Source organism: Vibrio sp. 1288 (assembly GCF_033344475.1).
In genome coordinates this window covers 25,299-50,594 of record NZ_JAWPOX010000020.1, presented here as the reverse complement: position 1 = coordinate 50,594, position 25,296 = coordinate 25,299, and the positions used below count along the sequence as shown (strand labels likewise).

The window sequence follows — 25,296 nt, the reverse complement described above, 5'->3', positions numbered from 1 at the left end:
CCGTGCAAATTCGTTAGGGTCTGCTCAATTGTTACAGCAATCATTCCATCGCCAGATGGTGTAAATAGGGTCTTGCCCAATTGCCGGTATAGTTCGCGCCAGACCCCACGTAAGAGTGGATTCGCCAATTACGTGAGATGAGTTTGTCTCTGGAACCGGATGCAATAGCGTGAATTTGTACTGCGTTTTGGGTAGTGTTGGGCTAATAACACCTCTACACATAGCCTCAGAACCCATTGTCTTCCACGCTAACCCCCGGCGATGCAAAGCAGCCAGAACCCTTGTGCTAAGAAGACTGCTATCGCGGATAACACCTTTTCCACCATTCTGGTTGCCACTAAATGGATACAGGGTGCCCCATGAACCAGCACACCAGAAAAGCTGTTTTAAAGGTTTTCCAGCGGTTGATGAGACAGCATCAGCAGTACACGCAGCCGCCGCAATTGGGTTTGCTACTGCCGCCGCCTCTGGATTGGTAAAAAAAGCGAGCTCATCATTGTTCCAGGTCGGGTCGAGCTCCGACATGTACATGATGTCGAGATCCATATACCCATCAGCATTACAGGTCTGCTTAATAAATAAATCGAGCATCACCAACAGAGGAAACGCATAGTAGTGATAGTGCATAAAAGAACCATCACCACCATCCATGTCTCCCATGCCATGATGCCCTTGGTTAGTCCTATCAAACGGGAACCTGACACCATTCAAGACAGATGAGCAGCCAGGCACTCTCTGAAATTCAACAAGCCGTGCTGGCTCCCACATAGAAGTGGTGACTCCAGGCCGAGGGACCCCTAGATTATCCTCGCACATACACAGAGGGTTGCTTACGGCTTCACTCGGGAATGATCCGCCTCCACCACTTATAGGAACCCCTGCTACTTTGATGGGAAAAATACAGCTCCAGCAGATGTCAGTAATCAGTTTTCCGCCGATTACTTCCGCATTCTGGCACCCAGGGTCAGCCGATACCGAACGAACCCAAAAGACCGCGCTAACGGCAATGACCCGTAGAATTTTTTGCATCATGGTAAGGCCTTTACGTAATTCAAGTGTTTCTCCATGACAGCAGGCTTCCCGTGATAGAAACCTTGTTGCCATGACAGTCCAAGTAATTTGGCGCTCTCCCCCAATGGGAAGCTCTCCACCTGCTCAGCAATGAGCTGTATGCCTTTTCGGCGGCAGTGGAGGATGGCCGAGTAGTCTTCAAGCGACCGCAGTCTTCTCGCGTCAAACTTGCAATAGTGCCAGTCATAACGACTCAGGCGCTCCAGCGAAGAGTTTTTGTCTCCATAGTCATCCAGCGCCAGCTCAACCCCTATTTCGGTAAGAGCCTCCCATCTCAATGCGAGAGAGGCATCCTGAATGCCCTCGGTAATCTCGATGACAAGCCGTGATGAGTGATTCTTAGCAATGTCGCGGACAACCCTCCACCACGCTTTGAAAATGACGTCTGATTGCAAAGTATGTTCAGAGACATTCAGAAAAAGAGCTGGGTACAGATCCAAGCAATAATGAAGGTTGTCCTGAATGAACCGTGCCATCTCCATATCCACCAGCCCCCAATAAGGAGGTGATGACAGAGAGGATGGTGTAAGAACCCGGCCTTCGTCGTACCAACGAGCCAGTACCTCAGCAGCGACAAACGAACCTGTGCCGACGTCTTTAATTGGTTGGAAAGCCGGGGCAAAAATCATTCACCGCCCTCCTCAGCAAGTTCGCGGACAACAAACTTCTTGCCTCTGGCAGTAATGACGCTCGGTGTGTGCTCCAGCTCGAACCGGGTAATCAGATCTGGCGTCAGCAGATATACCGGCGCGTCAAAGTTGTCGGTGACACTCTTGTAGGAATCCCAGCCTTTGTCTTTGTCGAACTCTGTGGCGATATAGGTAATCCGTTGTACGCCAGGTTCCTGCTTAATTTCAGGCAGCTTCTTGGCGAGCAGCTCCATTTGCTTTTTGTCCAGCGGGTCGAAAACTACGACCGCTTGGGTAAATGGCCGCGTTCCAGGCTTGCAAACTTCCTTCGGATCGCACAATGGGTTGATCACGTCACCCGCGTGAGCGAACACAGTGCCATCCGGAGTGCTGATGTCACTGGTGATCATGACGCTAGGGTCAATTTCTCGTGTTCGAGATTTTGGCGCTCTGGGCAGCTCATTGAAATTCTGCTTGGTCCAGAAGCGCTCTATAGCCTGTTTCTTCTTCTCTTCCCAGTCGATATTGGCAAGGCGTTTCTTGGCAACATCAATAAGGTCTGGCTCACTGATTTTCTCCACCGGCCCCTTAACGCCGAGATCGCCTTTTTCTCCGTTATCCACTTCCCGAGCCAACCATACCGGGTCGGACAACCCGGAGACCTGGGCGACGACGTTTGGTTGTTCGCCAGGCAGCGGCTCATCCTCCAGCATCACAATCGTGGGAACGGCTGTGATGTTGTACGTTTTGAACAACGTAGGGTTGATGATGATGTTCGGCACTGGGTCTTTTTTGGCCGCGAGCGCCTGAATAGCTTTAACTCCCTGCCCCAAGTTCATTCCTTCCGGGATGCCACGGAACACAATTACAGAATCAGGCTGGCCTGACACCGCCGTTAGGACGTCATCTAACCCCTGTTCGCCAAGAGACAACGAGGCGAAAACCAGTATCCGATGGTCAGAGTAGATACCCTTTTCAGCCTGTTTCCGGTGCATCTCCTTGAGCGTTGGGTTAGTAGTTTGGAGCTGCTTGAAAAATGCCTTGGCTTCGGCCTGAGCCTCGTCCATGTGTTGGTTTTGCAACAGAGATGGCATTTCCATCTTCTGGGCCTTTTGGGCAATTTGCTTTCCTTTCTCAATAAGCGCCTTATCCTGCTCTGTGAGCGGAGACTCTTGAGCGTATGCCCCGCCAGCCACAGAGAATATCAACGCCACCAGAACGCTCTTAGAACAGGGGATATGCGCGGCCAATGATCTGATCATTTTTCACAGTCCCCCAGTAACGTGAGTCGAAGCTGAATGGGCTTTTGCCCATAAACCAGTAGTTATTCTCTTTCAGCGTGGTCTTGCCGTAAAAGTGGCTCTCTGGCAGATGTAGTTTCCCTGCGAGCTGGAGCCCCTCTCCGACGACATCACCATTGACGGTGATCTTCCACTTATCGTTGATCTCGACTTTATCCCCCGGCATACCGGTGAGGATTTTGACCATGCGAGTCCCGTCCTTGTAGAAAGGCTGCATGTTCTTGGCTTGGAAGGCGTAAACAGCTCCCCTCTCCAGAGTTTGGTCGTTCAGATCAATGAGGAAGAAGGTGTAACCCGGCAGGCACTTCTCCTGTTGTGGATCAATGCCAATACGGTAGCGGCTGGCAAAGGCCGCACCAGCAGCCCAAAGAACCAGTAGTGTCACACCGGCCTTAACCCCGAAGCGCTTCCAGGATTCCTTTTTGACGAAATACTTCTTGAGTGGAAAATTCATTTCAGCACCTCATCAGGGAGGTACACGTCACTTGGAGCACCGACGACAGCACTTGCGTCAAGGACCAAATAACCTGCGTCTTTCAACTTCAAAATTGCGTCATTGGTCTTGACCATCAGTCTTTCAACTTCCTCCTGAGAGGCACCAGCGGGATACGCCGACGCCACTTTAGCGAAGTCAACCACGACCACTGGCGGGGTTTGATTCAAACGCTGATGGATGCTTGCCGTTTGTTCGCTCATCACGTAGTAGCTACCGCCGAAGCCACCAGCGGCACCGAGAATGGCGGCGATTGCGATTGATTTAATGTCCATTACTGTCTCCCTGGTTATGCAGCCTGCTGACGGCTTCGCATCACGGCCTTGATTGCCTCAGGAATGCTCATGCCTTGTTTCACAAACTGGTCGATGGCGTTAACGTCCACCGGATCGGTCGAATAAAGCAGCTTCTGGAAGTCGCCCACTATCAAGCGTCCGACGCCCATGCCGCTCTTCGATTTGATAAAGATTTCTGAGTACACGCCCTGGATGGTGTGTACCGTCTTGAGGGTGTGGAACCCGCCCTCTGAAAGGGTCAGACGACCGCTACGTTTAACAGATTCCACGGTTTCTTCGGTTTGGCCGAGCAAGTACATGCTGGCCGAGTTCTCCGCGATGGCGCGGCCCACTGCGTTCTCATAGAGGTCGTTGATGGACTGCGTTGCAATGACAACGGAGCCACCGTACTTACGGAATTTGCGGTAGGCATGTTCCATGAAGACCGAGACCTCGCCCTCTTTGAGCAGGTCCCAGGCCTCATCCACGATGACGACTTTCTTGCGGTTACGTTCACCCAGGAATACTTCTTGCTGGATCTGGTAAATAAGCTGGAGCAGTACAACCTGACGCAAGTGCTTACGCCCTTGCAGTTCATCGAGCTCCAGTACAGTGAACTGGTTCTGGAAGCTGACGTTGTTCTTGCGAGAGAAGTATTTCCCGTAGCTACCTTTCGACGTAAAGGCGTAGAGCTGCTGACCAATATCCTTGAGGCGCTGGTCGTTTTCTTCTTCCAGACAGCGCTCAGCGATGTCGTCAACCTTCATCTCTTTACCTTTCTCTTCCCACAGGCGAGAAAGGACCTGTTTCAGCGCAGAGATTTGCCATTCATCCAGCAAGCCTTTGGCCGACGCCATTGCACAAACGAGGCTGACAATCGCGTCTTCTTCGTCCTCGTAGTTCTGTATGAGCTCGAACGGGTTGAGGCAGACGTGCGTTCCTTCTTCAAAGTGAACGAAGTCGCCATTGAGCATTTCCGACAGCTTCTGGTAGGACTTACCGGCATCAATAACCCAGACCTGAGCACCCTCGGACAAGTAGGAAAAAATCAGTTCGTTGGTAAGGAACGATTTACCCGAGCCGGATTCGGCTGCGATCACCAGGTTTTTGTTGGTATTACTGTCGTGAAGAGACAGACTCATGAGCTGGCCGTTGCGGGAAATCAGCGCTGCATGATAGGTCCCGGTCCCCTTCCATTCCCCAAACACCGGCAGGACCACAGCCGCCTGCTCGGTTGTCATGGTCTTGTAGCGGAATAGGTCTCGCACTGCATCCCGGTCTGTACAGAATGGCAGGCAGTTGAGGAACATCGGCAGAGCAACGAACTTATCCTCCATCAGCTCGAACCGAGATTCACGCCAGATGTTTCGTGCGGCCATCGCCGCCGCTTCAACACGTTCTTTGGTTGGAGCAAATAAAACCACCGAGTAGGTGATCTTGACTGGCTTAGCCCCCTCTTTCATGGACTCATAGAGAGTGTCGAAGCTCTCCTTTTTGTCCGCCAGCACCGGCACGAATTTGAGCATCGGCCCGTAGGCTTGGTTTACAGTGAACTGGCGTTTGCGCTCCAGAGTGTTTTTCGTGCTTTCTGCCTCAGGGAAAAACACATTGGTCACAACCATGTAGTTTTCTTTGATGCTGGAGTTGCCGCCGCTGAGATCCCCGGCATAGGTCAACGCATCACCAAAGTAGAAAACGTCAGGCAGCTTTTTCGCTGACATGACTTTCGCGTGGTAGTCCCCCAGCCTGATGCCGTTCTTGCTGACTTCCACATCAGTGCCGTAATCGAAGATTTGCTCGCAGATGGGCTTATCCATCTCCCAATCCACAGAGTCATGTCGCCATGAAGCATCCGGCCCCCAATTCAGGATGGTGCTCATGATCCGGATGTAGTTCACCGCCGTCATTGTGCGGGGACGCAGACCAACGGTTTGAAGCGATGATTCGACCTTCGTGCGAAGCTGTGCGAGCTGCTGGAGTTCGCTTTCAGTCGGGTTATTGTTCTTGATGGGGACTTTGCACGTAACGAACAGCTTGAGGTCTTGGATCAAGCCATTGTCGTAGATACCTTTGTTGGTCTTGGCAAATATGCGTTCTGTCGTGTGGTGCTGGAGGAAGTTAATCCGTTCCTTGATGACAGATGTCAGCAGCTCGTGACGGAAGCCATCACGCAACCCCATCATCCGGTACATCTCCTGATTGATGTCCGGGGAGCGGAACAGAACAAACTGGAGCGTAGTCTTCGACGGGAACTCCTGATTCAGGAAACCGTTCATTCGCTCCTGAACTTTTTCATCGGCACCACACAGGGGCTCACACATGAAACCAAAGCCTGCACTGTGGTCATCCATAAGGAAGACATGATCGTCTTCGTCATAGGCCAGGACAGGAATAATCCCGGCAGCTCGCAAGTGCTCCGGGATCAACGTTTCTTCGAGTTTCTTTTTGATGGTTACGATCATTCAACACTCTCCAACCATGATTTCAGGTTCTTCGGACGTCCTTTGCTGACACGACCATCCGGAGCAACCACGAACGGAACGCCCTCAATCCCAATGAAATGAGCTGTCAGCAGCGTTTGATCGTATTGGCCGGGGTCGCAGGTTTCTTTTGAAGGAAGGGAACCCAAGGTGTTGTTCATCAGCGCATTGAGCGCGTGGGTTTTGTCTTTCGCGCAGTACAAGTTCTTTGCCAAGCGGTTGGACTCAGCACCCAGAGCAGGAATCACGATAAATTTAAAGGTGTAATCATCCACCAGCGATTTGGCATCACCCATGAGCTGATGGCAAACCGCGCATCTAGGATCGACAAAGACCACCACCTCTTTGTCACCACGCCCCATCGAAACGGTGTTCAGCGTGTCCACATCCATGCCCATGCTCTTGAAGTGGATACGCTCCGCTACATCCCTCATTTGGGACATCGTGTTGAGGGGCTTCTTGCTCCACAGGTCGTAGATTTGTCCTGAAATAACAAATCGCCCGTTTTCAGAGAGGAACATGATCTGCCCATCACTTTGGACGGCTCGAACCCCTTTGATGGGTAGCTCTACGATGTCCTCTATCTTCGCCGCTCTGGGATCGGTGATTTCCAATTTCGATGACGCATGAGCCGTGCCGGTAATAATCCCGAACACCATCAGCGCCCCGAGTAATTTTGTCCGCATGTCTATCCCCTAAGATTGGATTACTGGATGCTGGGCAGTGTATCCGGGGGAGGGAAATAGACTCGCCTCTGTAATAGCCCAATTTGGACAATTCCAGCGCGATACAAAAAAAAGCCCGGTCTGAACCGGGCTTTGAGAGGAATGAACCTTAGTTCATGGTAACAGCTTCGGATTTGCCACCAGAGTCATCGACCCCAACCAGAGAGATGGTCGGCATCGTTTCATAGGTGCCCTTGCTGATAGTCACTCGATCAGAGCTGATGCTCTGCAACTCACCGGCAATGGTCCATTCGTAGGACTTCATGCGGCCATCGGTATCTTCGCAGTTCGCATAAACGATCCACGACCCAACGGTCTCTCGTGAGCTCAGGCTACATGCAGGCAACTTGTTCTCTGCCACATTGATGTTCACCTCGCCCTCAGCTTCATGCCCCATTTCTGAGGTTATTTTCAGCTTGATGCTGTGCTCACCAGCGCCCAGAGTTGCTCTGCCGTAGTAACCGCTGCTTTCCAACGGCGTACCATCTACCGAGTAGACGCGAGTCGAAATACGGTCGCGTGGGTGGCCGCCAGAAATGTACGGTCGCAACAGCACATCCAGAGGCTCACGCTCGTATTTGTTCGAGCCAGAGTATTGCAGGTCGATAGCATAGGGCTCTGCCTGGCCGATCTTGAGCGGTTGCTCGATCACGGTTTCATGGCCGCGAGCATCACGGACAGTCACCTTGATGTTGTAATCGCCCGGCTCATTGATCACAAAGGACCGGACAATATCCTGCCGCTGATCCTGAATCACTGCGCCTTCCGGCAACTCCCACTCGTAGGTCGGTTCTTCCAGCTTGCCGTTGAAGGCAATTGGCCGCACTGACGCGGTGATCGTCGCAGGAGCCACGTCAGCGTTCTTCCTGACCTGCATTCCGAAGCTCGGCCATACATACTGCCACACGCGGGAGCGTAGGCTATGCGAGGCTTCTGCACCCTGATCTCGGTATCCTTCGATCCAGGTGGTGTACTTCGTTTCTACAGTAGCCTGGTTGAGGTCAGTGTCCGAAGGCACGTACTCAGCAGTATCACCCTGCACAATTGAGCCATCAGGCAGCGTGAAGAACCCGTTCAGCTTCACGTCCATCCCACGGTAAGGCAGGCTGGTTTCGGCTTTGAACACATACTTCTTACCGGTCTCAATGACTCGCGGCCCTGTCACGTAAGGACGGGGGGCCTTCACTGCTCGGAAGTCAACTGCCGTTTTCGCAACTTCATAGGCATAGCCGTCATCAGCCGGTGCAGTGGCAGAGCGCACACGAGCCCACAGGCGGTATCGGGTTTCTTCATCGCTCGAAAGCGTGATGCTATCCCCTGTCTGCGCGTAGGTTTTGCCACCGTCAGTAGACCACTCAACAATGGCATTGCCACCGGAGATTGGCTCATCGTTCAACGTCAGGTTCGCTGTGTACTTGCCTTCACTTCCGACAAACAACGTGGTCGGGCCGATAACAGCAATATCAGGTTTGTCGTAAGCGACAACACTGACCGCTTCGGTGTACTTTTCCGCACCTGAGTTGACGTTCACCACCTTGGCCCGAACCTGGTACTCCCCCTTATCGAAGGTCTTCACAAGCTGATACTTGTATCGATCTTCTGGGATGAACTGCTCCCAGGTTTTACCGTCGTCCTTACTGGTTTCCCACACAACCTGGCCGGTAGCCCGGAGATCCTGACGGTCGTCCAAAGATAGCTTGAACACAGCAGTGAACGGAGCTTCACCAGACAACTTGCGAGCCTCCACGCCAGCACCGATGGCACCACCACGAAGCACTGTCAAGAAGGCAGGTCTGATAGACAACTCTGTGCGGTTGTAACCCTCAACAGGGCTTTCCAGAACAGCCTCAGCAGCGATACGGACGGAGGAAGTATCCACACCAGACAGGTCTACTGAGAACTGAGCTTCACCGTTCGATGCTTCCGCATAATCAGTGAGCGCAACCGTCTCGTTGTAGGCCTTTTGCTGGATCAGGCGTACTTTCCACACCCCCATCGTGTTAGCGTCATAGTCACCATCAGGTTTGTACTGATCACGGATGAGAACCCTAACCGGCAATGCCTGGGTGTCAATCGCGGTATCACCTTTAACTTCAACGATAGGACGGATACTGTCAGAAGGTGCAGAGATAGCCCGGTAGACAACCTCAGTCTTCACATCAGGCACCTTGTTGTAGGCCGCGTTCACCTTGTAGGTGGTCTCCTCCCACAACGCTCGCTCATCGGTATTGATGCGGCGATACACCTTATTGGTGGCACCCCATCCCGGAGTGAAGGTCTCAGACTCAAGAACATCAGAGTTGCGCGATATGGCAATATCCAGATCAGCTCGTTCAGAGTTGATAATGGCATCACCCAGGTAGTTACCTGTCATCGGCACCAAGTAGATGTTGTCTTTGAAGTTGTAGTCGGAGGCTAGTTCAACGGTCGGAGCTGGTGGGTCAACCGCTTCGACATTGAAAGTCTCGTCGTTCAACGTCACCCGAGTGCCGTTACGGGTGAAAATACTTACCCGCCACCCCAGAGGGTGATCACCGTTCTCGGCCAGGGAACCTGACAACGAAGGAGATTCCGATAACGGGTCTTGGACCAGTCCATCGGGGATCTGCTGCCACTCGAACAGACAGGTGCGGCTTGCACTGCCAACAGCTTTGTTCGCGGCCTCGTTTTTCGCACGGTCAGCACTGAGAGTGATTGAACAATCAGGACCTTTGCTCTGCTTGAAGTTCACATCAAAGTCTTCAATGACGCGATTCACCTGAGCAATGTCATCAATCGGGGTGTAACCAACAGAGCCATAGGCAGTAGTTACCGTCAGGTTCTGAGAGCCAGACCCAACTTTTACCTTGGAACCGTCACCACTGAACAGGTACAGGCTGTATTCGACAGGTTGTTCACCAATGCTCACAGCCTGCCCCACCAGCCCGGCAACTTTCATCCCGTTGTTGTCCTGCGTAGTTTGTTCAGCCTCATCCGGAGTTCTGTCCCATTGGAGCAAACACACCGGGTCACGAATTGGGTCTGCGGCCATAGCCACATCCTCTTTCGTGGTGAACCGGCAAGGCACACCCGACTCTGGCAGGGCATAGATTTTCACCGGGTCAATAACCTGGCGAATTGTCCATGATTCAGCCGAGAGCTTGGCCGTCCCTTTCCAGGTATTGATGTCCACAACCAAGATGGGTGAGTTCGGCGCGGAGGTCATGACAAGAAGACTGGAAGAGCCGACCACATCAGGAACAGCCGGTTTAACCGGAATGCTCAAACGACCACCTGACGCACCGAAATCATGTTGGCTCATGATCCCCATTGTCTGGCCCGGCTCGATACGCACCCCATTCACCACCAGCGGCACTTTCGCATCAGAACGGAGGGTCGCAAACACGTCGTATGAACCTGTCACGACAGCACCATCACTGAGCGTCAGCGGCTTGGTCTCGATGATCCGCTTGCCATCTGCATGAACAAATTCATGAGTGACAGCGGGGACCATAACCTTGCCATCCATCCCATCCGCCAGCATCACCTGACGCGGTTTGTACTCGAAGCCAACCGCCTTTTGAACCGCGTTGCCTTGTGCGTCCTCACCGGAAACAGTCAGCGTGTAAGATTCCCCTTCCTTCAAAGACGGGAACATTACCGGGTACTCAAGGCGGAATCGACCTTTCGACTCCTCACGCCAAGACAACTGCACCTTGTCATCGGCTGGGCCTCCGACGAGGGCAATAGAGGTCAGCTTAGGACTCGGGTCGGCAGTATCAGTCAAGGTGATTACAACATCATCCAAAGACTGGATTGGTGCTCCATCACTGATCGATACGGTTAGTGTCGGCGCTGAATTATCTATGCTCATAGCATATTGGGAGCCAGTGAATACCTGCTTAACCTCATTACCGAAAGCATCTTTAGCTACGAGAGATATGCCGGTATATGTGCCCTCTGACAGATTCTCAGCAGAAAATGTGAAAAACCAATCATTTGTGCTACTACGAAGAACTTCAGTACGAGACAACGGACGTTCTTCGCCAGTCGAGGTTATCGCAGACGCACTTGAGTTGTTAGAAATAACCCACTGGTTAACACCCCAACCGTCAAATGAATCAGGCTCACGGAAATGAGCTTTAAAAATCCGCCCATTTCGTTCTAACCCAGCAATTTCAGGAGGGTTAAGGTCATAGCAGAACGTTGCCCCAATCCGATCAGACGGAAGTTCAGGCTTCCCTTCCGGTCGAGACCAATATCCAGGCCATGAACATGAGCGCCCACTGAACGATATATCCGTATCCACTTCTGCATAAGAAGCATTTGCCGGAATTTTAGTAGTAGGCAACCAAGATCCCCATAACTCCTGAGCGTAAGGTCTCGGCTCAACATGAAATCTCAGTTTTTTATAATGGTTAACTGAGCTCATATTAATGGTTTCACCGCGGACCCACTGACCATCATCCCTAAGATATTCAACATACTTACCGATGGGAGCCAAGCTAACCGATGGATCAGCTTTCACACTGACGGATGTATTACCAAGAGAGTTCATAACCCAGTCGTAAATAATAAACGACTTAGTTTTTGTCCCATGTTGCTGGAATACATCAGCTTGCGTCTGCCGATAATCATATGTACCGTCTTCGGCAATGATATTGCCTTCAATACAGTTTTTATAATCACACCAGTTACCGCTTTGAGCACCGTAAGGTGAAGAAGGATAGGAGTTTGTTTTGGGTATCCGGTAGAGCACCCTGTAGGTATCGGAATAAATGGTCATTCCGTTCTGATAAGGCGCAAAACCTGATAGGGCCTGACCATTAACCTTAAAAGTTGAGGCCTGCGGGTTCTTAGGGTCATACACTGCTACTGGCTCAGGATTCTCTCCAGACTTTGCACCTACTGAATCCCAAGCAATAGGATAGGCTATTGACCCTTTGTTCCCTGCTTTATCCAGGGCCTCGAAATGAAGCGTATATAGATCCTCCCCATTAGGGAACACAGTGCTCCAGTTCAACAACTGGCCTTGGCCGTTGGCGTAATTAACCGAGACAACAGGACTCCTCTTGCCTTTGCTATCTACAGCATACGCCTGTATAGAGGAAACCGAAGAACCGGCATCAGATGCAGACACATCTATACCTGAAAATCGGTTAGGACCTCGCAGTAGCGTTCCATCAGAAAGCGCCCGGTTCCATTCCCCTTTTACTGTCACGTTTGCCAAACTTGGCGCTGTCGTATCGACTTGAAGCGGGTATTCATCAGTCTGAACGGAACTTCCGTCTGACGCCAGTATTTCGGCCCTTAGTTTGTAGACTCCCTCGGAAGGAGCCGGTAGTTGAAGTTCCGCACCATAGTAGGATTTTCCACCCACTGTGATGCGATCAGTAGCCCCAAGAAGGTGGCTGGTCGCTGTCGAAACCACTGTTCCATCCGACCGAATCACCGAAATCTTTACCTTTCGGTCGATACCGGCACTCAAGGCAAACGAGATATTGCCCGTTGGGTTGGCATAGTTGGCATTCGGAGTCAGAGACCGTTGCGTACCATCTGGAGCCTTAAAGGTGTATTCCAGCAGCTCTGCATGAGCAGCACCAGCGGTAAGAACCGCCAGAGCCCCAAGCATCGCCGGAATTTTAGGCTTGAAATTGATCATCGCATTCTCCATTCGTTTTGAGTTACAAGAACCCAATGCTGGAGGTTACGGGAGGGAGTGCATAAACATGGGCTGTGGAAGTGCCCTTTTTGAGCAAATAAGGAAATAGTTGGAATTTGTTATGACTGGACTTTTTGCCAAAAAATAAGGGCAGCTTTTAGGCTGCCCCTATCACCCGTTGATTAACGGCAAGGTGTCTTTTACACCCCCAGGCCATTGCTGAGTTGCACAACAGCCGGGATGACCTTCTCTGCATGTTCCAGAGTAGCAGACATGATGGATTCCACTACGGTCGGGGAGTTGTACAGGCCCATACCGCCACCGATACCCATAGCGAAAGCCATGAGGCTCTGGCGAGCGATACCACCAACAACACCGACCAGGATCATCGCACCCGCAACGATTCGACCCAAAGTACCTTGGGTCCAATCCTTGAGAGTTACCCATACGTCGTCAAACGCTGTACCACCAGTACCAGCGTGGGCCTGATCCGGCACGAGCAGGAAGGCTACCACCATCAACCCCAGGAAGAGGAAGAGTGCGTTGTTTTTACTTGAGGCATTCGCCAACTGATTTGCGTTCATCAAGAACATCTCCTATTTGGTTGTTTCAGACTTCGGTTCGTGTTGTACCGTTTGCAGCGGTCTCAAAACTGGCTCACTTTGCGGTGTGCCATCCCCAATCACCCACCTGCGCGGTTCGATTTCGGTATAGACATACCCTGTCACGATGAGATCACCATTGGTGTCCTCCCAGGGAGCTACCCAAATCCGCATAACCTGTGCTGGTGTACGAATTGGAATCGGGCGATCCGGAAGACGCGGTGCGACATAGTTGTCAATCACCGGGTCTCCGGAGCTAGATGAGTTCGCTGAAACGTTTGAGGAACCTTCGCCATCCGCTTCCGCTTTGGCCTCGACTTCCTCTGGTTTCATTGGGCGCGGGACATTTCCGTCATTGGTTGCGGCGTAAACGTCTCGCGCTGACATACACTGAACACCATTCGGCATTCCCGGACAGCTATACTCATCCTTGCCGATGTTGAACGTCGAACAGCCCGACAAAATAAGTAGCGCTGCACCCACCCCCAACATCTTTGCGGATCTTACTGCCTGTTCCTTTTGAGCCTCGCCTCTGGAACTGCCCTTTCTGGTCAAAATGTTCAAATTTTTCATTTCTTGGTTCCCCCGGTGGAACGAATTTGTAGCTTGGTTCCTTTGGTCACGATGATGTCTACCTGACGGCCAGCATCGACCTCGATAACGGGGAAGATGCCTTCGGCCATGTCGATATAGAACTGAGCGATGCGATCTAGCGCCTTACTGGCCCCCTTCACTGCTGCTCCCTGCAACATCTGGTCGGAGAACACAGACTGGTACTGGGTATTTGAGCCAGGGTTAGTGCTGACGACCGGCACAGGATTGACGTCAAAGGCTTCGGAAACGCCACCAAGGAAGCCTGCCATCAAGCTCTTGGCGATGATTTGCCCCTGCTTCGATACGACGCGACCACGGACACCGGCCTTACCGTCTTCACCCACTGCATAGGAATCCAGCTTCGCTTCTATGACCCCCCCATCATCCCGAACGCACGAGAAGGTCTCGCCACGCAGGTACGCTCGCTCTGAACTGAGATCTCCATAGCCTGAAACAATCAGGAAGCACTCACGAACATCCGCACGGAAGCGGTTAGGCAAAATAGCCTCTTTCTGAATCCTGAGGGTCGAAGGGAACGGATCTCGACGAGCACCTTGAGATGTTGGTGCGTCCATACCGTTGATGAGCACCCCTGTCAGGATGGAGCCAGAAGGTAGGTAGATAGACTCATCATCCTTGTTGTCCTTCTCTTCAACTTCTGGCGCTTTCTGCGAGTAGCTCACTATTTGGATGCCTGGTTTAGTTGCATCACGACCGTCTCCCTTGCCAGTTGCAGGAGCCCCACCCTTCGAGTCAGGAAGCGGTGCGTCCCGAAAAAAGGATGCTGGATCTTTGTAGTCGAGCTTTTTCTCCATGAACTGACCATCACCACCAGATGCACCATTAACATCGGCTCTGGCATCCTCTGATGAAGAGGATGTTTTTCCACCAGCAGCGCCGGTTTCGACTTTCTTAGCCAATTCCATGTTCTTCTGGGTCAGGCGGTCCAAATCTTGACGAAGGCGGGTCATCTCACGGCCAACATCACTGGATTTCCCGGCAGTGGTTTTGGTTTCCTCCAGCTCTTTCTTGACTCGTTCCAGCTCCTTTTTCAGGTCGGAGTTTTCACGAGACACCATCTTCACATCGGCAGACAACGAATCTATCCCGATCTCACGGGTGTTTTTGTCTGTGAGAACGTGCTTGATGGTTTCTTGGCGACCGCGCTTCTCTTCTTTCTTGGGTTCACCAGAGAACATTGTCACGACCGCAAAAAGAACGAAGACGCCGCCAGCGATAGACACCCAACGCTTCTTGTTGGGGTCTAACTGTGTCCAAAATCGCTTAATCATTGGGCACCTCCCAGCAGCGATGGACGCTTAGACGTTGGTGCGAGACCACGCTTCTGCTTCTTCGCCACATAGATCTCCGTCTTCTGGCCGGGCTCAAGCACGTTAAGCGGCCACGTAGTCACCGCAGCCACATCCCAGCTCCCACACAACGCCTCTTTGAACTCAATAGGCTGATCAGAGACGTTCAGGGCGACACCGATGAACACGTTAAGGTGGTGGCCCATCATGTATTGCCCCTTGCTAAAATCCACCTTTACCCCAGGATGAGCGCAGCTCGGCACCGCAGCACCAGCAGGGATGCGGTTCAACGTGTAACCTTGAGGGACTTCACCAAGAGCAATCTTTCGGAATACTGACCGGATGGTTTCGACATAAGGCTGGCTCTGTTCCCAGGTCTCAGCCTTGGTATTGGCAAAAGCACCAGTGATACCTACACCACCATCGAGCTTGAGAAAGACTTCTCTGGGCGGAATACGACGGGGAACCATCGTCAGGCTGAGAGCTTGGGCTTCCGAGCCTTTTTCAGTAATGAACATAGTCACCGGATACTGCTTATCCGTGGCGACATAGACCACATTCTCTTTGATGCAGACCTCACCACACTGGCCGTTATCCGTCGCCCCGGTCAGAGATGTTGAAACGATCTCAGGATTGCTGAAAGGCGTGACGATTCGGTTCGGATGACCAACGGCTATCGGGATGATCTGGTTAACCCCCGGCTTCATCGTCAGTAAGGGGTTTTCATTCATGCTGCCCACAACCTCATGGGAGCTTTGTCCTGACGTCACAGGGGCAGGAACATCCTTTTTCATAACACTGGCCGGGACAACAGGAATGTCATCCGAGGCATAGGCCATTGAAGTTCCAAGCGCCAAGGACAGCGCCAGGAGCGAAAGTTTAGCGTTGTTCTTCATGCTTTCTCCGGTTTTCTTCTTTGCGCTGGAGTTGCTCCAAAACAGTTTTGGTGCGTGGCTTTCCTACATAGGTGTCGATGTAGTCCAGCACGGGCGCGTAGTTTGAAATCTTGATGGCGAACTCGTAGGAGCGTTCGCTACGCTCTTCGTTAGAAGAAGCCCCTTTGACGTAGGAATATCCGTAGACAAACACCTTGTCGCTCTTGGGCTCGTACTCAACAAAACGCGGCTCAAACCGCATGGTTACGCGGTCGTTCTTGATCTGTTGAGCTTGAATTTCGATGGCATCAATCACGTCCTGATAGATGCTCGGGGAGAGAAGCGGGGTGATCCGTTCTTTCACAAAGTCAACGGTTCCTGGCGTCACATTGCCAAGGAGCTGAGCAAAAGCGAAACCCCAAGCCTCTTTATAGGACTGAGAGGCGTTATTTTTCGTCACCCAGGCTTCTTCCGTGAGCGTGAAAGGCTGGATAGTGACGATGGTTTCCTTGCTGAATACTTGGACCACCAGCAGGAAAACGATAGCAATAAGACCACCCTGGAAGATTCGTCCCCACTTATTTTCTGTTTGGGTCCCTTCCCAGGTCTTGAGATACTTTTTCAGGTTCAAGGCAAATACCTCCGGACAAACGGATTCTTGAGAGATTTGGCCTTGGTCATGATGAACCCGGCCCAGTAGATCATGTGGAGCAGGTATCCATCCGGATGGTTATCCCTGAATCGGCGATAAAGGTTGGTTACAAGTAACCCCCCCAGAAAGCAGATCAGGGCCTTACCGATGATGACCCCTATCGTTAGCCCCAAAAGCATCGGGGCCAACTCATCTGCGCTCCACAACAGCAGATGCGGGGGCTCATCGACCCGGCGCGGTATCTTTACAGGCTTCATAGCAACCCTCTTCTTTTCCTAGTGGCCTGTATTCTCATTCAGGGTCACTGATTTTCTGCCACGGCTTCGCGCCCTTTTCGGGCACTTCCAGCGACAAATAAAAAAAGGCGGCCTAAGCCGCCTTTTTTGCGTTTACTGGATCGGTTATTGATTTTGAGGAACCGCTTCCGAATGTTTTTCCGAAGCCGCAACGCTAACTTCATTGGCTGGTCGGGCCACCCCCAGAGTTTTCACTTCCTTGTTAGCATTGGCTTTAAACTTGAACATCAGACTGTACGCCGCCAGCAGGAAGAAGCTGAGAATGCCCCAGTAGGTCTGAACCGTGCCCAGAGCCTTGGCCGGGTCACTTGCAGCTCTGTTGGCCGTATCAGCAGCCAACTTAACCCACTGACTCCAGTCAAAACCTGCCGCAAAAGCAGACAGCCAAAACGCGACGGCCACTGGAACGATGAAGATGCACATCAGCACCGCGTTCATCAAAAACCAGAAAAATTGTTTATTAAGGTTCACACTTCCTCCCATTAACCTAGAAAATTGAATGCGTGTTCCAGGTTCATCCCTGCAACAACACCTATAACGAACATCACCTGCCAGACAAGGAACTGCCAGGAGATGAATGAACCAGATGAGCTTTCGCTTTCTCTGACGTGAGCTTGTGCGGACATAGACCCTCCAAATAACTTGTCGTCATCACGGAGTAATCGTCTCTTAATTGATCAATCTAGGAACAGTGCTGTTACGGCCCATTTTGGGCACTTTATGGAGGTTTATTCGAGGAGATGATAAGAGCGGGAGGCGAAAAACTTTCACATGTGAAAGTTCAAAGCGGCCAATGGCCGCTTGTTTCACACTGTTCTATTGTAACGGAGTTCTCGATAAGCATCCCATGCTTGCTCTGATGAGACACCTCGACAACCAACATCTGTGGCGCACTCAAGGTCCATCTTGTACTGCTTAACCTTCTGGTCTGCTGTATCGCCCCAGCTCATGGCTGATGGGTACTTGGAAACACTAAACACATTTTCAAGTTCAGCCTGATAGTCGTCGTTTTGTAACAGAGGTTCGGTTTCACCATCATCCCAGCGAATGTAAGCCTTACCCTGGAGAGCCTTCAAATGCAAAGGCACCAGTAAGGTGGAAATCACTTCGTCAGCCCTGATGTCTTTGTAAGCACACCAGTGAGGTTTAACGGTGATCACACCATTTACCAAAACGATGTCACACGCCAGTGTCGCTTCAACATTATCGTTAACATCCTGCCGAGCGTAGATCTCCACGAAACCAACCTGCTCTGGAACAACCTTGTCGATGAAGCTCCAAAAGCTGGGGTACGACGTTCCATCGCTGAGCGTCAACTGACCGTCATGCTCTTTCAGCATACGGTTCAGTTGTGCAGTGAAGAACTCTGCCGACACTTTTCTTGCCAATGGTTCCATATCACTCAGTCGTAGAGTGGCTCCTGCACCCCCCTCATACACCTCTCCAAAAAAGAAATCTCTCTTACGCATTAGACTTTGCCTCCTTTAATCGCTTGCTGGGTCAGCTTGATCCAGTTCAACGGGTTTTCACAGTCAACATGGTTGCCAGCGGCACCAACTACCGTTTTGTATGCCTCCGAGCCTGCCGCTGTGTGTACTGCCAGCATAAACGAAAACATAGGGTCATTTTGCATGGTGCCAATCATCATTGCACTGGAAGTGTCTTTGAGCTGGCAGTTTTCAACCCGCAGATTGAGTACATCTTTTGCCACCATCTTACAGTCGGGACACACCTTCTCAAGGTTCTTGAGCTTTGCGTCGTCATTGAGCACATCAGGAGCCGCGATGGCAGTACCGGCCATACACAGCCCCAGTGCCAGCAGTTTGAGTTTATTGGTTACTTTCATGGTTCCTCTCTATATCGTTCCAATTTCGTTTCGGTAAAAGAACAGTGGCCCAGTGACTGTTCTGAGTTCCGGCGTTACTTGCTTTACTCTTGAGCAAATATGCTGCTTGAAAAAGTTGTGGTATCCGTACAAAGCTGGGCGTGTAAAAACGGAATAGATAATGAGGGTGATGGCCGCACCAGCGGCCCACCCGATCACGTCCGGAGAGATAAGTCCTGACACGTCTGAGATACGTTCTGGTTCAACCAAGCGGCACACCACCAGCACCCAGAACCACATTACCGGCATCACAAAGATCATCTTTCCGACGCAAGCAATGAGCACCTTCACCAAATTCAAGCTCTGCGCCCAGTAAAGCCACAACGCAGACAAGGATTGGCGACGTATCACCTGGTAGACGTTCAATGGGATGTCGCACAGATGCACCCCATCTTGATTTATAACGGAGTAGCTCATCCTCCCTCCCTATACCCGTTTCTGGAGGTTGCCGAACGTCAGGCCAACCAGGACACAGCACGTCATCATTGTCATCGGGATGACAACCGGATCGAGCGCTATGGGGATGAAGAACGCGATGAACAATCCGGCCATCAGGTACATCGTTCCGCGAACGCTGTAACGATGGAGAACCGGACTCGCATAATCGAAGTTGGTCCGCTTAATTCGCCATGTCATCATCCCGTCATATACCGCAGGTACGAACAGGATCAGCATATAGGGAGCCCACGCGGCTAACAGTGCCAACCTTGTGTAGAACTGGTAAATGACGTTGACAAAGGCTTCCATGCGGCCTTTGACCCACACAAACCAGCCCTTGCCCATGTCCTGCATCCCCTTGGACTTCTGGCGCTCCTCTTCTGATGGGATCAGCGTTTGGTACATCCCCTCATAGAATCCTGAATCAATAACGCTCGACCTGAACCAGGTAGATGCTTTGTTCTGTATCCAGTCTCTTGCTTCGACACCAAGACTCTGTTCCACCAGCTCGGATTCCCTTTTGATGGCTCTGTCTGTCCAGTCGCCAGGGATCAGCAGCAATATTGCCAGCAACTCAATAACCAGCAGCCATGCGACCAGCAACCACGGCTTCTTCATAGTCGGTTCTCCTTAAAACAGTTTTCACGCTCTCACAGGTGATGAGCTCATACAGCAAGCCACGCAAAGAGGTCTCATCCTCATGGGGCTGCGGGTTAATGGATAGTTCTCCTGGATGGGAAGAAAGCCACAGTGAGAACGACTCTCCTGAATCGACAGACCATGAATCACCGCCACTATCGACAATTTGCACTTCCAACGCCCGGCAGGTTTCGGTGATCAGGGTTTCCAGAAATGCCCCAATTCTGGCCGGGTCTTCATATTTCTCTCTCTGCTCATGAAACACGAGCTGGCTGTAGCGATGCAGAGCTTCTTCAATGATCGGGTAAATCACAGGCTCCTGATTAGCCTTAATCCCGTCTGTGATGTAGCAGCTCAGCTTCTCGATGATGGCCTCCGATGCAGGCCAGTCGAATTGGAGGATGCTCAGGATGTGAGCGTTCTTGCGGCCACGACTTTTCAATTCATTCATAACCCTGTCGAAAGGGTTCACATCGACCATGATGGCTACCTCGTAATTTCTATACTTCTTGTCACACATAGCTCTGCTCTTACTGGGTCAATATGGGCAGACGGCCTTTTACGATTGTTCCGCCTGAAATTTTGGCTATGTATTCCAGGTTCGGAAGCATTCCCAATAACTGGGCTGGGAACAGATCAGCTTCCTCCTCCATCAAACGCTCGCCTTGGTTGCCTCCGTGCATAATGGGCTCCTTGCCATCCGAGTTCTGGCCTTGAGTCCGCATGACGTACTTGAGCCGGGTCTTCGGCAAGTTATCTGCGATATACTCCTGTGTTTCACCATCGACGATACGCAGAGCAAACGTGTTGTTGATGTTCCCCAACACTTGGAGCGCTTTGTCTTTGCTACCCAGTCGAGCTGCGAAGTCAGCAAAAGTCTGAGTTGCAACGAAAAGACGAAGTTTCGCACCGCGACCTTTGTTCAGGAGCTGGATGAACGGGTCGTTGATCACCTCAGCAGCCTCATCAACAAAGATATTTACGGGTCTGTTGTTGACGCCGTAGTTGTATCTGTCACCGGCAACCGCTGTCAGGTCTGACAGGAAGATGGACCCCATAGCACTACCAACCATGTTGTCGGTCAGGGAGTCGAGCCCCAGATAAGCAACTTGAGCGTTGTTGATGATTTTTGCGGAATCAGTGATCTGGCGTTCGTCGCTCAGATCAGATGAGTCTGGAGACAGCAGAGGGCCTAGCTCCCCGGACGTCAGCATATTCATGATCGGCAGGAGGTTCGCCACCATCTTGGAGAAGTGGGTTTGGTCGTGCTGGAACATCGACAGCAAGCCTTCCAGATCAGAGTTTGGGTGCTCAGGTTGGATGATGTCGTAGTAGAACTTCATCAACGCGAAAGCGATCTTCTCACGCGAACCGTTTTTGACTTTCTCCAAATAAGCCGCTGCTTCTGCCTCCCAGTCGGGCATAACTCGCTCTGAGTAAGCCTGAACGGCCTTGATGACCAAGCCAGCAGCGCCACCTTCAAGGAATCGGCGGAGCTTTGTCAGGTTGGGACGATCATGAGTGATGACCAAGCCCTGAGCGATGTTGTTCAGTGCCTGCCATCCAAATGATTTGAACGGGTCGGCCCCTGCTTCGGACGGGATCAACGCTGCCAAACGACTTGCAATTTCAGTCACGCGGGTGAAGTTACGCAGAGGGTCGATACGCACCGACTCTTCCGGGAATGCTGGATGAAATGAGACGAATCTTTCCGGCTGCCCCATAGCTTCACAGGCACGTCGTGCATTGTCCCGCATCTCCTTATCCCCTTTCGGGTCTATGATGATCACGGCTTCCCCACGCAGAATGGCCTGTGAAATCAGGATGTCGAACATACGGGTCTTGCCCGAGCCGGTGGTCCCAACGATCAGCGAATGCCCCTCAGTGTGCTTGAGTGGCTGCATCAGCTTCTCTTCTTTGGGTTCTACCCCGTGAATCCAGGGCTGGCCGATTGGCAGCTCCTTTTTCTTACCCTGTATCTTCCGGACAACCTTTTTGACCGTGGACTCTCTCCCTACGATGGAAGTCCAGTCGCGTTTCAGGATCTCAAACACGCGCTGGGCATGGCGGTTTTCCCACAGGAACCCACTACCAAGCCACATATCGTCCGGCGTGTCCTTGATGTACTTTTGGAGCTCCGCAATAGAAATAAACTCCAGATCACGCCCCTTCAAATGCTTTTGGAGCAGGTGAAGTTTGATAGCCTTTGGCAAACGAGCCATCGCCATCACGCCACAGATCCCCGTCATCCAATAGAAGGGCTCCGGAGGCATCGTGCTGACTTGCTCTACGGCCAAAGCCGCGCCGGAGGCGGCAAGCCAGCCTGCTACAGCATTTTTTTCATAGTTGGGCCGCCACGGCATCTCGTAGGCGAGCGGGTCATAACTCATTGTCATGTTTCATTTACCTCTAAATACAGTTTTCCCTGACGTTTCTTGAGCAAAGGCCGTCTCTGTGCCCGGCTCAGCATCCCGCAGAGGATGTGTTTGCTGATGCCGATGTTTTCACCGGCAATCATGTCGAAGGCTTTGTCACTGGTTACTAAGCAGCCATCCTCTTCCAGGACAGGTGTCACGAGCCATCTGCCCGAGCGTTTTTGGATCATGTCCTTGAGCATCTGGAGTGCTTTCTGAGGCGTAACACCAGACGGCAAGAAATCTTCCGCGTTGATGTCTTTCGGGTTTGTTTTCGCCTTAGGCGGCTCAAACTCCCTAACCTCTGGCTCTTCCCTTTCTCGCACCTCGACGTGTCCCAATTCCTTCTCACGCTCAACTTTGGGCTCAGGAGCCACTGGTTGAACCTCCCGCTTAGGAAGGCGAGCCACGTTCTGTTTTTCTTGGACCGGCTGGCGCTGCGGCTCTTCAACCGGAGAAGTAACATCGACCTTCTTCTCCTTCTGCTGTGGCTGGGAGTCCTTACCTTTCGCCTTTTGTTCAGGCGAGGGTTTACCGGCGTTAACCTCAGGCTTCTGCTGCTGCGCCTTTTTTCGGCTTTGTTGTTTCGGTGCAGACTTATTCTTGCTTGCATCCAAGCCAGGGGGAGAGACGAGCTCAAAGGCATCCTGGTATCCCCCCATTGACGCCTCGGCATCCTTAATGGCCGCTACGACTGCATCTGAAAGCTGCTCCGCCAGTACAATTGCCTTCACTCCGCTGAAATCACGAACTTTGCGACCTGGCATAATCGGGTCTGGAACAATCGCGTTGGCGTGGGACAGCTTCGAGAGAACCTCTGACGGCGCACCCAGCGACCGAGCGCCATCCGGGTACAAAATGACGGCTTGACCCTTCATCAGGCATAGGACTTCGCCCAGCGTCGTTTTACCTTCCAAAACAGGCATGATCGCTTGTTCAAGCAACGCCGATGCTTCTCCGTACCCGGCTAACATCTCAACGAGTAAGGTCTTTGCGTCTTTCTCATGCAGATTAGGTTTGTCCGTAGGTGGCATTGCTGGCGCTGGTGTTGTTTGTTCTGGTGCGTCAGTCAGCATAGGGAGCGGCTCAATCGCCCATGATGGCGGTTCATCAGAACTACCGAACATTGGAAAGTCATCGCCCTGCAGGGAGTTTTGTTCTTGTGGAACGAAGTCCTGTTTTGGCTGCTTCTCTTGCTTTCCGGGCATTGCCACATCTGGGATTTCTGAGTTTGTTGCGTCAGTGCTGGCTGTCTCTGCCGATGCGCTGAATGCGTCAAACGGAAAGTCGATGTCCCCCAGTCCACCCCCAACATCCTTGAGTGCTTGTAACGGATTGTCGTTTGCCAAAGGTGGTGCGTTTTTGGCAATGTCCTGAGGGGACAAATCCTCTTTTGCCTCTGGTTTGTGGGGTTGTTTCTCTGTATCACTCTTCGGTTTTGCTTTGCCCGGTTTGCTCTGCGGCTTACCCTTCTTGCCAGCGTCAGGCTTAGATGATTCCGTTGATCCAGCATCTTTTTGCTCTGGTTTCTCCTCGACAGCATCTGAGGTGCTTTTCAGCATCTCCATCGCATCACCAAAGCCAAGACCAGCTAGAGCTTTCTCTGCTTCCTGCTCTGCGGCCAACATGTCATCGTTCAGAGCTGACACATCTTCCTCTTGGTCGTCATCGACTTCCTCAGGATCAACGAACTCAATCTCAGCGTCCTCAACATCACCAACAACTTCCGCAGCAACAGCCGCAGGAGGCTCAGTCGTAAACACCAGGTCGTTTGATTCGAGTCGGAGCATCAAGATCTTCACCGATCCCGCCGCCTCCTGGAGCATCTCAGGCAAAACTTCCCAGTAGCGGTAGTACGCACGTTCACCCTTCTCCTGCACCGTGTTTGGTACAGCAAAACCACGTTCGATGAGAATGTCGGCCAGTGTGTCAGGGTCTCGTGGAATACCGGGGATCTTGTCGTGGCTGATCAAGTCATAAAGGTCCCCAAGCTGTTTCCAGGCAATGAATACACCTTGGTTGAGGTGCCAGACTTTCGCGCCTGGCTCATTGACCTTCCATTTTCCGGTTTTAACCAGGCGGCGGATGGCATCGAACACGTACCGCTCGACAGGCACACCATAGGAGAACTCGTCCACATCGAGACGACTCTGGCGAAGGTCCCGTGAGACGCTCTCTTGGTCAGCGCGAAGCATCAGCTTGGTCACAGGCTGATTGACGCTGGTTCCTGAGATAGCTTCCAGCATCGCTTCCATGATGGACGGGCCAGACTTGGACAGAAACTCCCGAGTCTCAGCCGGAATAATTCGATCCACCGCCAGCAGCGAGAATTGCTCATGTCTTTTGTGTCGCTTGTCGCGCCACCGGATAAAGTAACGGTCGATTTCGTGACGGTGTGCCCAGTCATGAAGTGACTCCGAATACGGGTTCCATGTGATTGACCCGTCTTTGTCCGTAATGGACACATCCGAGAGCGGTTTACCCACATCATGCAGCAGCCCGGAGAAACAGCTCGCCAGTCTCCAACGCGGCTCATTGTCACGGCGTTCACGAGGCGTCCCCTCGATGGAAAAGATAACTGACTCAGATGCCTGAGCTGCCCAGAAGGCCACTTCAAGCCCATGTCGGAACAGACCACCAGCGCCACGGTGGTGGTGTGATTCGGAAGCTGGCAACAGGTGAACAAACGCGGCATACCGCTGGATCACCGGCAAAACAAGCCGGTTGAAGTCGTCCACAGTGAAACCGAGAGAGTTCCGCACTTTCTCAATCAGTTCAGCTTGGGTTGCCAGTATCTTGTCTAGTGGGGCCACTGGCAGGCCCTTGGCAAAAGGTGGGTATCGAGGGATTTCTTCATCTTCCACGTCTTTAAGCGGCAACACTCTGACGCTCGGCGCGGTCTCGATCACTCCACTTCGCCCACCAAATAACTTGTTAAGGGCTTTCAGCATGTAGGTTGACCATATTCCTATCGTA

23 protein-coding genes are annotated in these 25,296 nt (G+C 52.0%); all 23 read right to left on the bottom strand.

The window, feature by feature from the left end; genetic code table 11:
- Positions 1-24: 24 nt before the first annotated feature.
- Positions 25-1,032, bottom strand: coding sequence for a TraU family protein (locus tag R8O11_RS15570; RefSeq protein ID WP_000983283.1), 1,008 nt, complete (start codon positions 1,030-1,032; stop codon positions 25-27).
- Positions 1,029-1,700, bottom strand: a complete 672-nt coding sequence (locus R8O11_RS15565; RefSeq protein ID WP_001337754.1) for an EAL domain-containing protein — start codon at positions 1,698-1,700, stop codon at positions 1,029-1,031. Before R8O11_RS15565 ends, R8O11_RS15570 begins: the two co-directional genes overlap by 4 nt.
- On the bottom strand, positions 1,697-2,962 hold the full coding sequence (locus tag R8O11_RS15560; RefSeq protein WP_000621288.1) for a TrbC family F-type conjugative pilus assembly protein: 1,266 nt from the start codon (positions 2,960-2,962) through the stop codon (positions 1,697-1,699). The genes R8O11_RS15565 and R8O11_RS15560 overlap by 4 nt, the downstream gene beginning before the upstream one ends.
- Positions 2,925-3,455, bottom strand: coding sequence for a S26 family signal peptidase (locus R8O11_RS15555; protein ID WP_001010738.1), 531 nt, complete (start codon positions 3,453-3,455; stop codon positions 2,925-2,927). The genes R8O11_RS15560 and R8O11_RS15555 overlap by 38 nt, the downstream gene beginning before the upstream one ends.
- Positions 3,452-3,769, bottom strand: coding sequence for a hypothetical protein (locus R8O11_RS15550; protein WP_000351984.1), 318 nt, complete (start codon positions 3,767-3,769; stop codon positions 3,452-3,454). Before R8O11_RS15550 ends, R8O11_RS15555 begins: the two co-directional genes overlap by 4 nt.
- 14 nt (positions 3,770-3,783) lie before the next feature.
- Positions 3,784-6,231: a type IV secretion system protein TraC gene (gene traC, locus R8O11_RS15545; RefSeq protein WP_000637386.1), complete on the bottom strand. Its 2,448-nt coding sequence runs from the start codon at positions 6,229-6,231 to the stop codon at positions 3,784-3,786.
- On the bottom strand, positions 6,228-6,935 hold the full coding sequence (locus R8O11_RS15540) for a DsbC family protein (protein WP_172692928.1): 708 nt from the start codon (positions 6,933-6,935) through the stop codon (positions 6,228-6,230). The genes traC and R8O11_RS15540 overlap by 4 nt, the downstream gene beginning before the upstream one ends.
- 148 nt (positions 6,936-7,083) lie before the next feature.
- Complete coding sequence (locus tag R8O11_RS15535; RefSeq protein ID WP_000606833.1) at positions 7,084-12,615, bottom strand: Ig-like domain-containing protein; 5,532 nt, start codon at positions 12,613-12,615, stop codon at positions 7,084-7,086.
- A gap of 200 nt (positions 12,616-12,815) precedes the next feature.
- Positions 12,816-13,133, bottom strand: a complete 318-nt coding sequence (gene traA, locus R8O11_RS15530; RefSeq protein WP_064754699.1) for a TraA family conjugative transfer protein — start codon at positions 13,131-13,133, stop codon at positions 12,816-12,818.
- Between the two features lie 78 nt (positions 13,134-13,211).
- Entirely contained in the window at positions 13,212-13,790 is a 579-nt protein-coding gene (gene traV, locus R8O11_RS15525) for a type IV conjugative transfer system lipoprotein TraV (RefSeq protein ID WP_000793435.1), read from the bottom strand.
- Complete coding sequence (locus R8O11_RS15520) at positions 13,787-15,100, bottom strand: TraB/VirB10 family protein (protein ID WP_024131605.1); 1,314 nt, start codon at positions 15,098-15,100, stop codon at positions 13,787-13,789. The genes traV and R8O11_RS15520 overlap by 4 nt, the downstream gene beginning before the upstream one ends.
- Entirely contained in the window at positions 15,100-16,017 is a 918-nt protein-coding gene (locus R8O11_RS15515) for a type-F conjugative transfer system secretin TraK (protein WP_000794249.1), read from the bottom strand. The genes R8O11_RS15520 and R8O11_RS15515 overlap by 1 nt, the downstream gene beginning before the upstream one ends.
- A complete protein-coding gene (locus R8O11_RS15510; protein ID WP_001049716.1) occupies positions 16,001-16,627 on the bottom strand; it encodes a TraE/TraK family type IV conjugative transfer system protein in 627 nt (208 codons plus the stop codon). The genes R8O11_RS15515 and R8O11_RS15510 overlap by 17 nt, the downstream gene beginning before the upstream one ends.
- Positions 16,624-16,905 (bottom strand): type IV conjugative transfer system protein TraL, encoded by a 282-nt coding sequence (gene traL, locus R8O11_RS15505; protein WP_000805625.1) that lies wholly within the window; start codon positions 16,903-16,905, stop codon positions 16,624-16,626. Before traL ends, R8O11_RS15510 begins: the two co-directional genes overlap by 4 nt.
- Positions 16,906-17,049: 144 nt before the next feature.
- The gene (locus R8O11_RS15500; protein ID WP_001052531.1) at positions 17,050-17,415 is read right to left on the bottom strand and encodes a hypothetical protein; all 366 of its coding nucleotides are present in this window, start codon (positions 17,413-17,415) and stop codon (positions 17,050-17,052) included.
- Positions 17,416-17,426: 11 nt separating this feature from the next.
- Entirely contained in the window at positions 17,427-17,570 is a 144-nt protein-coding gene (locus R8O11_RS15495) for a hypothetical protein (protein ID WP_001275801.1), read from the bottom strand.
- Positions 17,571-17,750: 180 nt separating this feature from the next.
- Positions 17,751-18,413: a hypothetical protein gene (locus tag R8O11_RS15490; RefSeq protein WP_001231463.1), complete on the bottom strand. Its 663-nt coding sequence runs from the start codon at positions 18,411-18,413 to the stop codon at positions 17,751-17,753.
- Positions 18,413-18,790, bottom strand: coding sequence for a hypothetical protein (locus tag R8O11_RS15485; RefSeq protein ID WP_000869261.1), 378 nt, complete (start codon positions 18,788-18,790; stop codon positions 18,413-18,415). The genes R8O11_RS15490 and R8O11_RS15485 overlap by 1 nt, the downstream gene beginning before the upstream one ends.
- A 241-nt stretch (positions 18,791-19,031) precedes the next feature.
- A complete protein-coding gene (locus R8O11_RS15480; protein WP_169342285.1) occupies positions 19,032-19,208 on the bottom strand; it encodes a hypothetical protein in 177 nt (58 codons plus the stop codon).
- A gap of 47 nt (positions 19,209-19,255) precedes the next feature.
- Positions 19,256-19,885 (bottom strand): DUF4400 domain-containing protein, encoded by a 630-nt coding sequence (locus R8O11_RS15475; protein ID WP_000743449.1) that lies wholly within the window; start codon positions 19,883-19,885, stop codon positions 19,256-19,258.
- Positions 19,842-20,387 carry a hypothetical protein gene (locus tag R8O11_RS15470; protein ID WP_000228720.1) on the bottom strand — a complete coding sequence of 182 codons (546 nt, stop codon included), beginning with the start codon at positions 20,385-20,387 and terminating at the stop codon, positions 19,842-19,844. The genes R8O11_RS15475 and R8O11_RS15470 overlap by 44 nt, the downstream gene beginning before the upstream one ends.
- Before the next feature lie 49 nt (positions 20,388-20,436).
- On the bottom strand, positions 20,437-22,302 hold the full coding sequence (gene traD, locus R8O11_RS15465) for a conjugative transfer system coupling protein TraD (RefSeq protein WP_000178857.1): 1,866 nt from the start codon (positions 22,300-22,302) through the stop codon (positions 20,437-20,439).
- Positions 22,299-25,271, bottom strand: a complete 2,973-nt coding sequence (gene mobH / locus R8O11_RS15460; RefSeq protein WP_001326173.1) for a MobH family relaxase — start codon at positions 25,269-25,271, stop codon at positions 22,299-22,301. Before mobH ends, traD begins: the two co-directional genes overlap by 4 nt.
- Between the last annotated feature and the right edge of the window lie 25 nt (positions 25,272-25,296).

What these genes read in the sequence shown, in the direction of transcription:
- traL (WP_000805625.1), bottom strand. Translation starts at nt 16,905, where the DNA reads ATGAAGCCTGTAAAGATACCGCGCCGGGTCGATGAGCCCCCGCATCTG.
- R8O11_RS15540 (WP_172692928.1), bottom strand. Translation starts at nt 6,935, where the DNA reads ATGCGGACAAAATTACTCGGGGCGCTGATGGTGTTCGGGATTATTACC.
- R8O11_RS15535 (WP_000606833.1), bottom strand. Translation starts at nt 12,615, where the DNA reads ATGATCAATTTCAAGCCTAAAATTCCGGCGATGCTTGGGGCTCTGGCG.
- traV (WP_000793435.1), bottom strand. Translation starts at nt 13,790, where the DNA reads ATGAAAAATTTGAACATTTTGACCAGAAAGGGCAGTTCCAGAGGCGAG.
- R8O11_RS15570 (WP_000983283.1), bottom strand. Translation starts at nt 1,032, where the DNA reads ATGATGCAAAAAATTCTACGGGTCATTGCCGTTAGCGCGGTCTTTTGG.
- mobH (WP_001326173.1), bottom strand. Translation starts at nt 25,271, where the DNA reads ATGCTGAAAGCCCTTAACAAGTTATTTGGTGGGCGAAGTGGAGTGATC.
- traA (WP_064754699.1), bottom strand. Translation starts at nt 13,133, where the DNA reads ATGGTGGTAGCCTTCCTGCTCGTGCCGGATCAGGCCCACGCTGGTACT.
- R8O11_RS15495 (WP_001275801.1), bottom strand. Translation starts at nt 17,570, where the DNA reads ATGTCCGCACAAGCTCACGTCAGAGAAAGCGAAAGCTCATCTGGTTCA.
- R8O11_RS15490 (WP_001231463.1), bottom strand. Translation starts at nt 18,413, where the DNA reads ATGCGTAAGAGAGATTTCTTTTTTGGAGAGGTGTATGAGGGGGGTGCA.
- traC (WP_000637386.1), bottom strand. Translation starts at nt 6,231, where the DNA reads ATGATCGTAACCATCAAAAAGAAACTCGAAGAAACGTTGATCCCGGAG.
- R8O11_RS15470 (WP_000228720.1), bottom strand. Translation starts at nt 20,387, where the DNA reads ATGGTCGATGTGAACCCTTTCGACAGGGTTATGAATGAATTGAAAAGT.
- R8O11_RS15515 (WP_000794249.1), bottom strand. Translation starts at nt 16,017, where the DNA reads ATGAAGAACAACGCTAAACTTTCGCTCCTGGCGCTGTCCTTGGCGCTT.
- R8O11_RS15550 (WP_000351984.1), bottom strand. Translation starts at nt 3,769, where the DNA reads ATGGACATTAAATCAATCGCAATCGCCGCCATTCTCGGTGCCGCTGGT.
- R8O11_RS15555 (WP_001010738.1), bottom strand. Translation starts at nt 3,455, where the DNA reads ATGAATTTTCCACTCAAGAAGTATTTCGTCAAAAAGGAATCCTGGAAG.
- R8O11_RS15565 (WP_001337754.1), bottom strand. Translation starts at nt 1,700, where the DNA reads ATGATTTTTGCCCCGGCTTTCCAACCAATTAAAGACGTCGGCACAGGT.
- R8O11_RS15475 (WP_000743449.1), bottom strand. Translation starts at nt 19,885, where the DNA reads ATGAAGAAGCCGTGGTTGCTGGTCGCATGGCTGCTGGTTATTGAGTTG.
- R8O11_RS15560 (WP_000621288.1), bottom strand. Translation starts at nt 2,962, where the DNA reads ATGATCAGATCATTGGCCGCGCATATCCCCTGTTCTAAGAGCGTTCTG.
- traD (WP_000178857.1), bottom strand. Translation starts at nt 22,302, where the DNA reads ATGACAATGAGTTATGACCCGCTCGCCTACGAGATGCCGTGGCGGCCC.
- R8O11_RS15485 (WP_000869261.1), bottom strand. Translation starts at nt 18,790, where the DNA reads ATGAAAGTAACCAATAAACTCAAACTGCTGGCACTGGGGCTGTGTATG.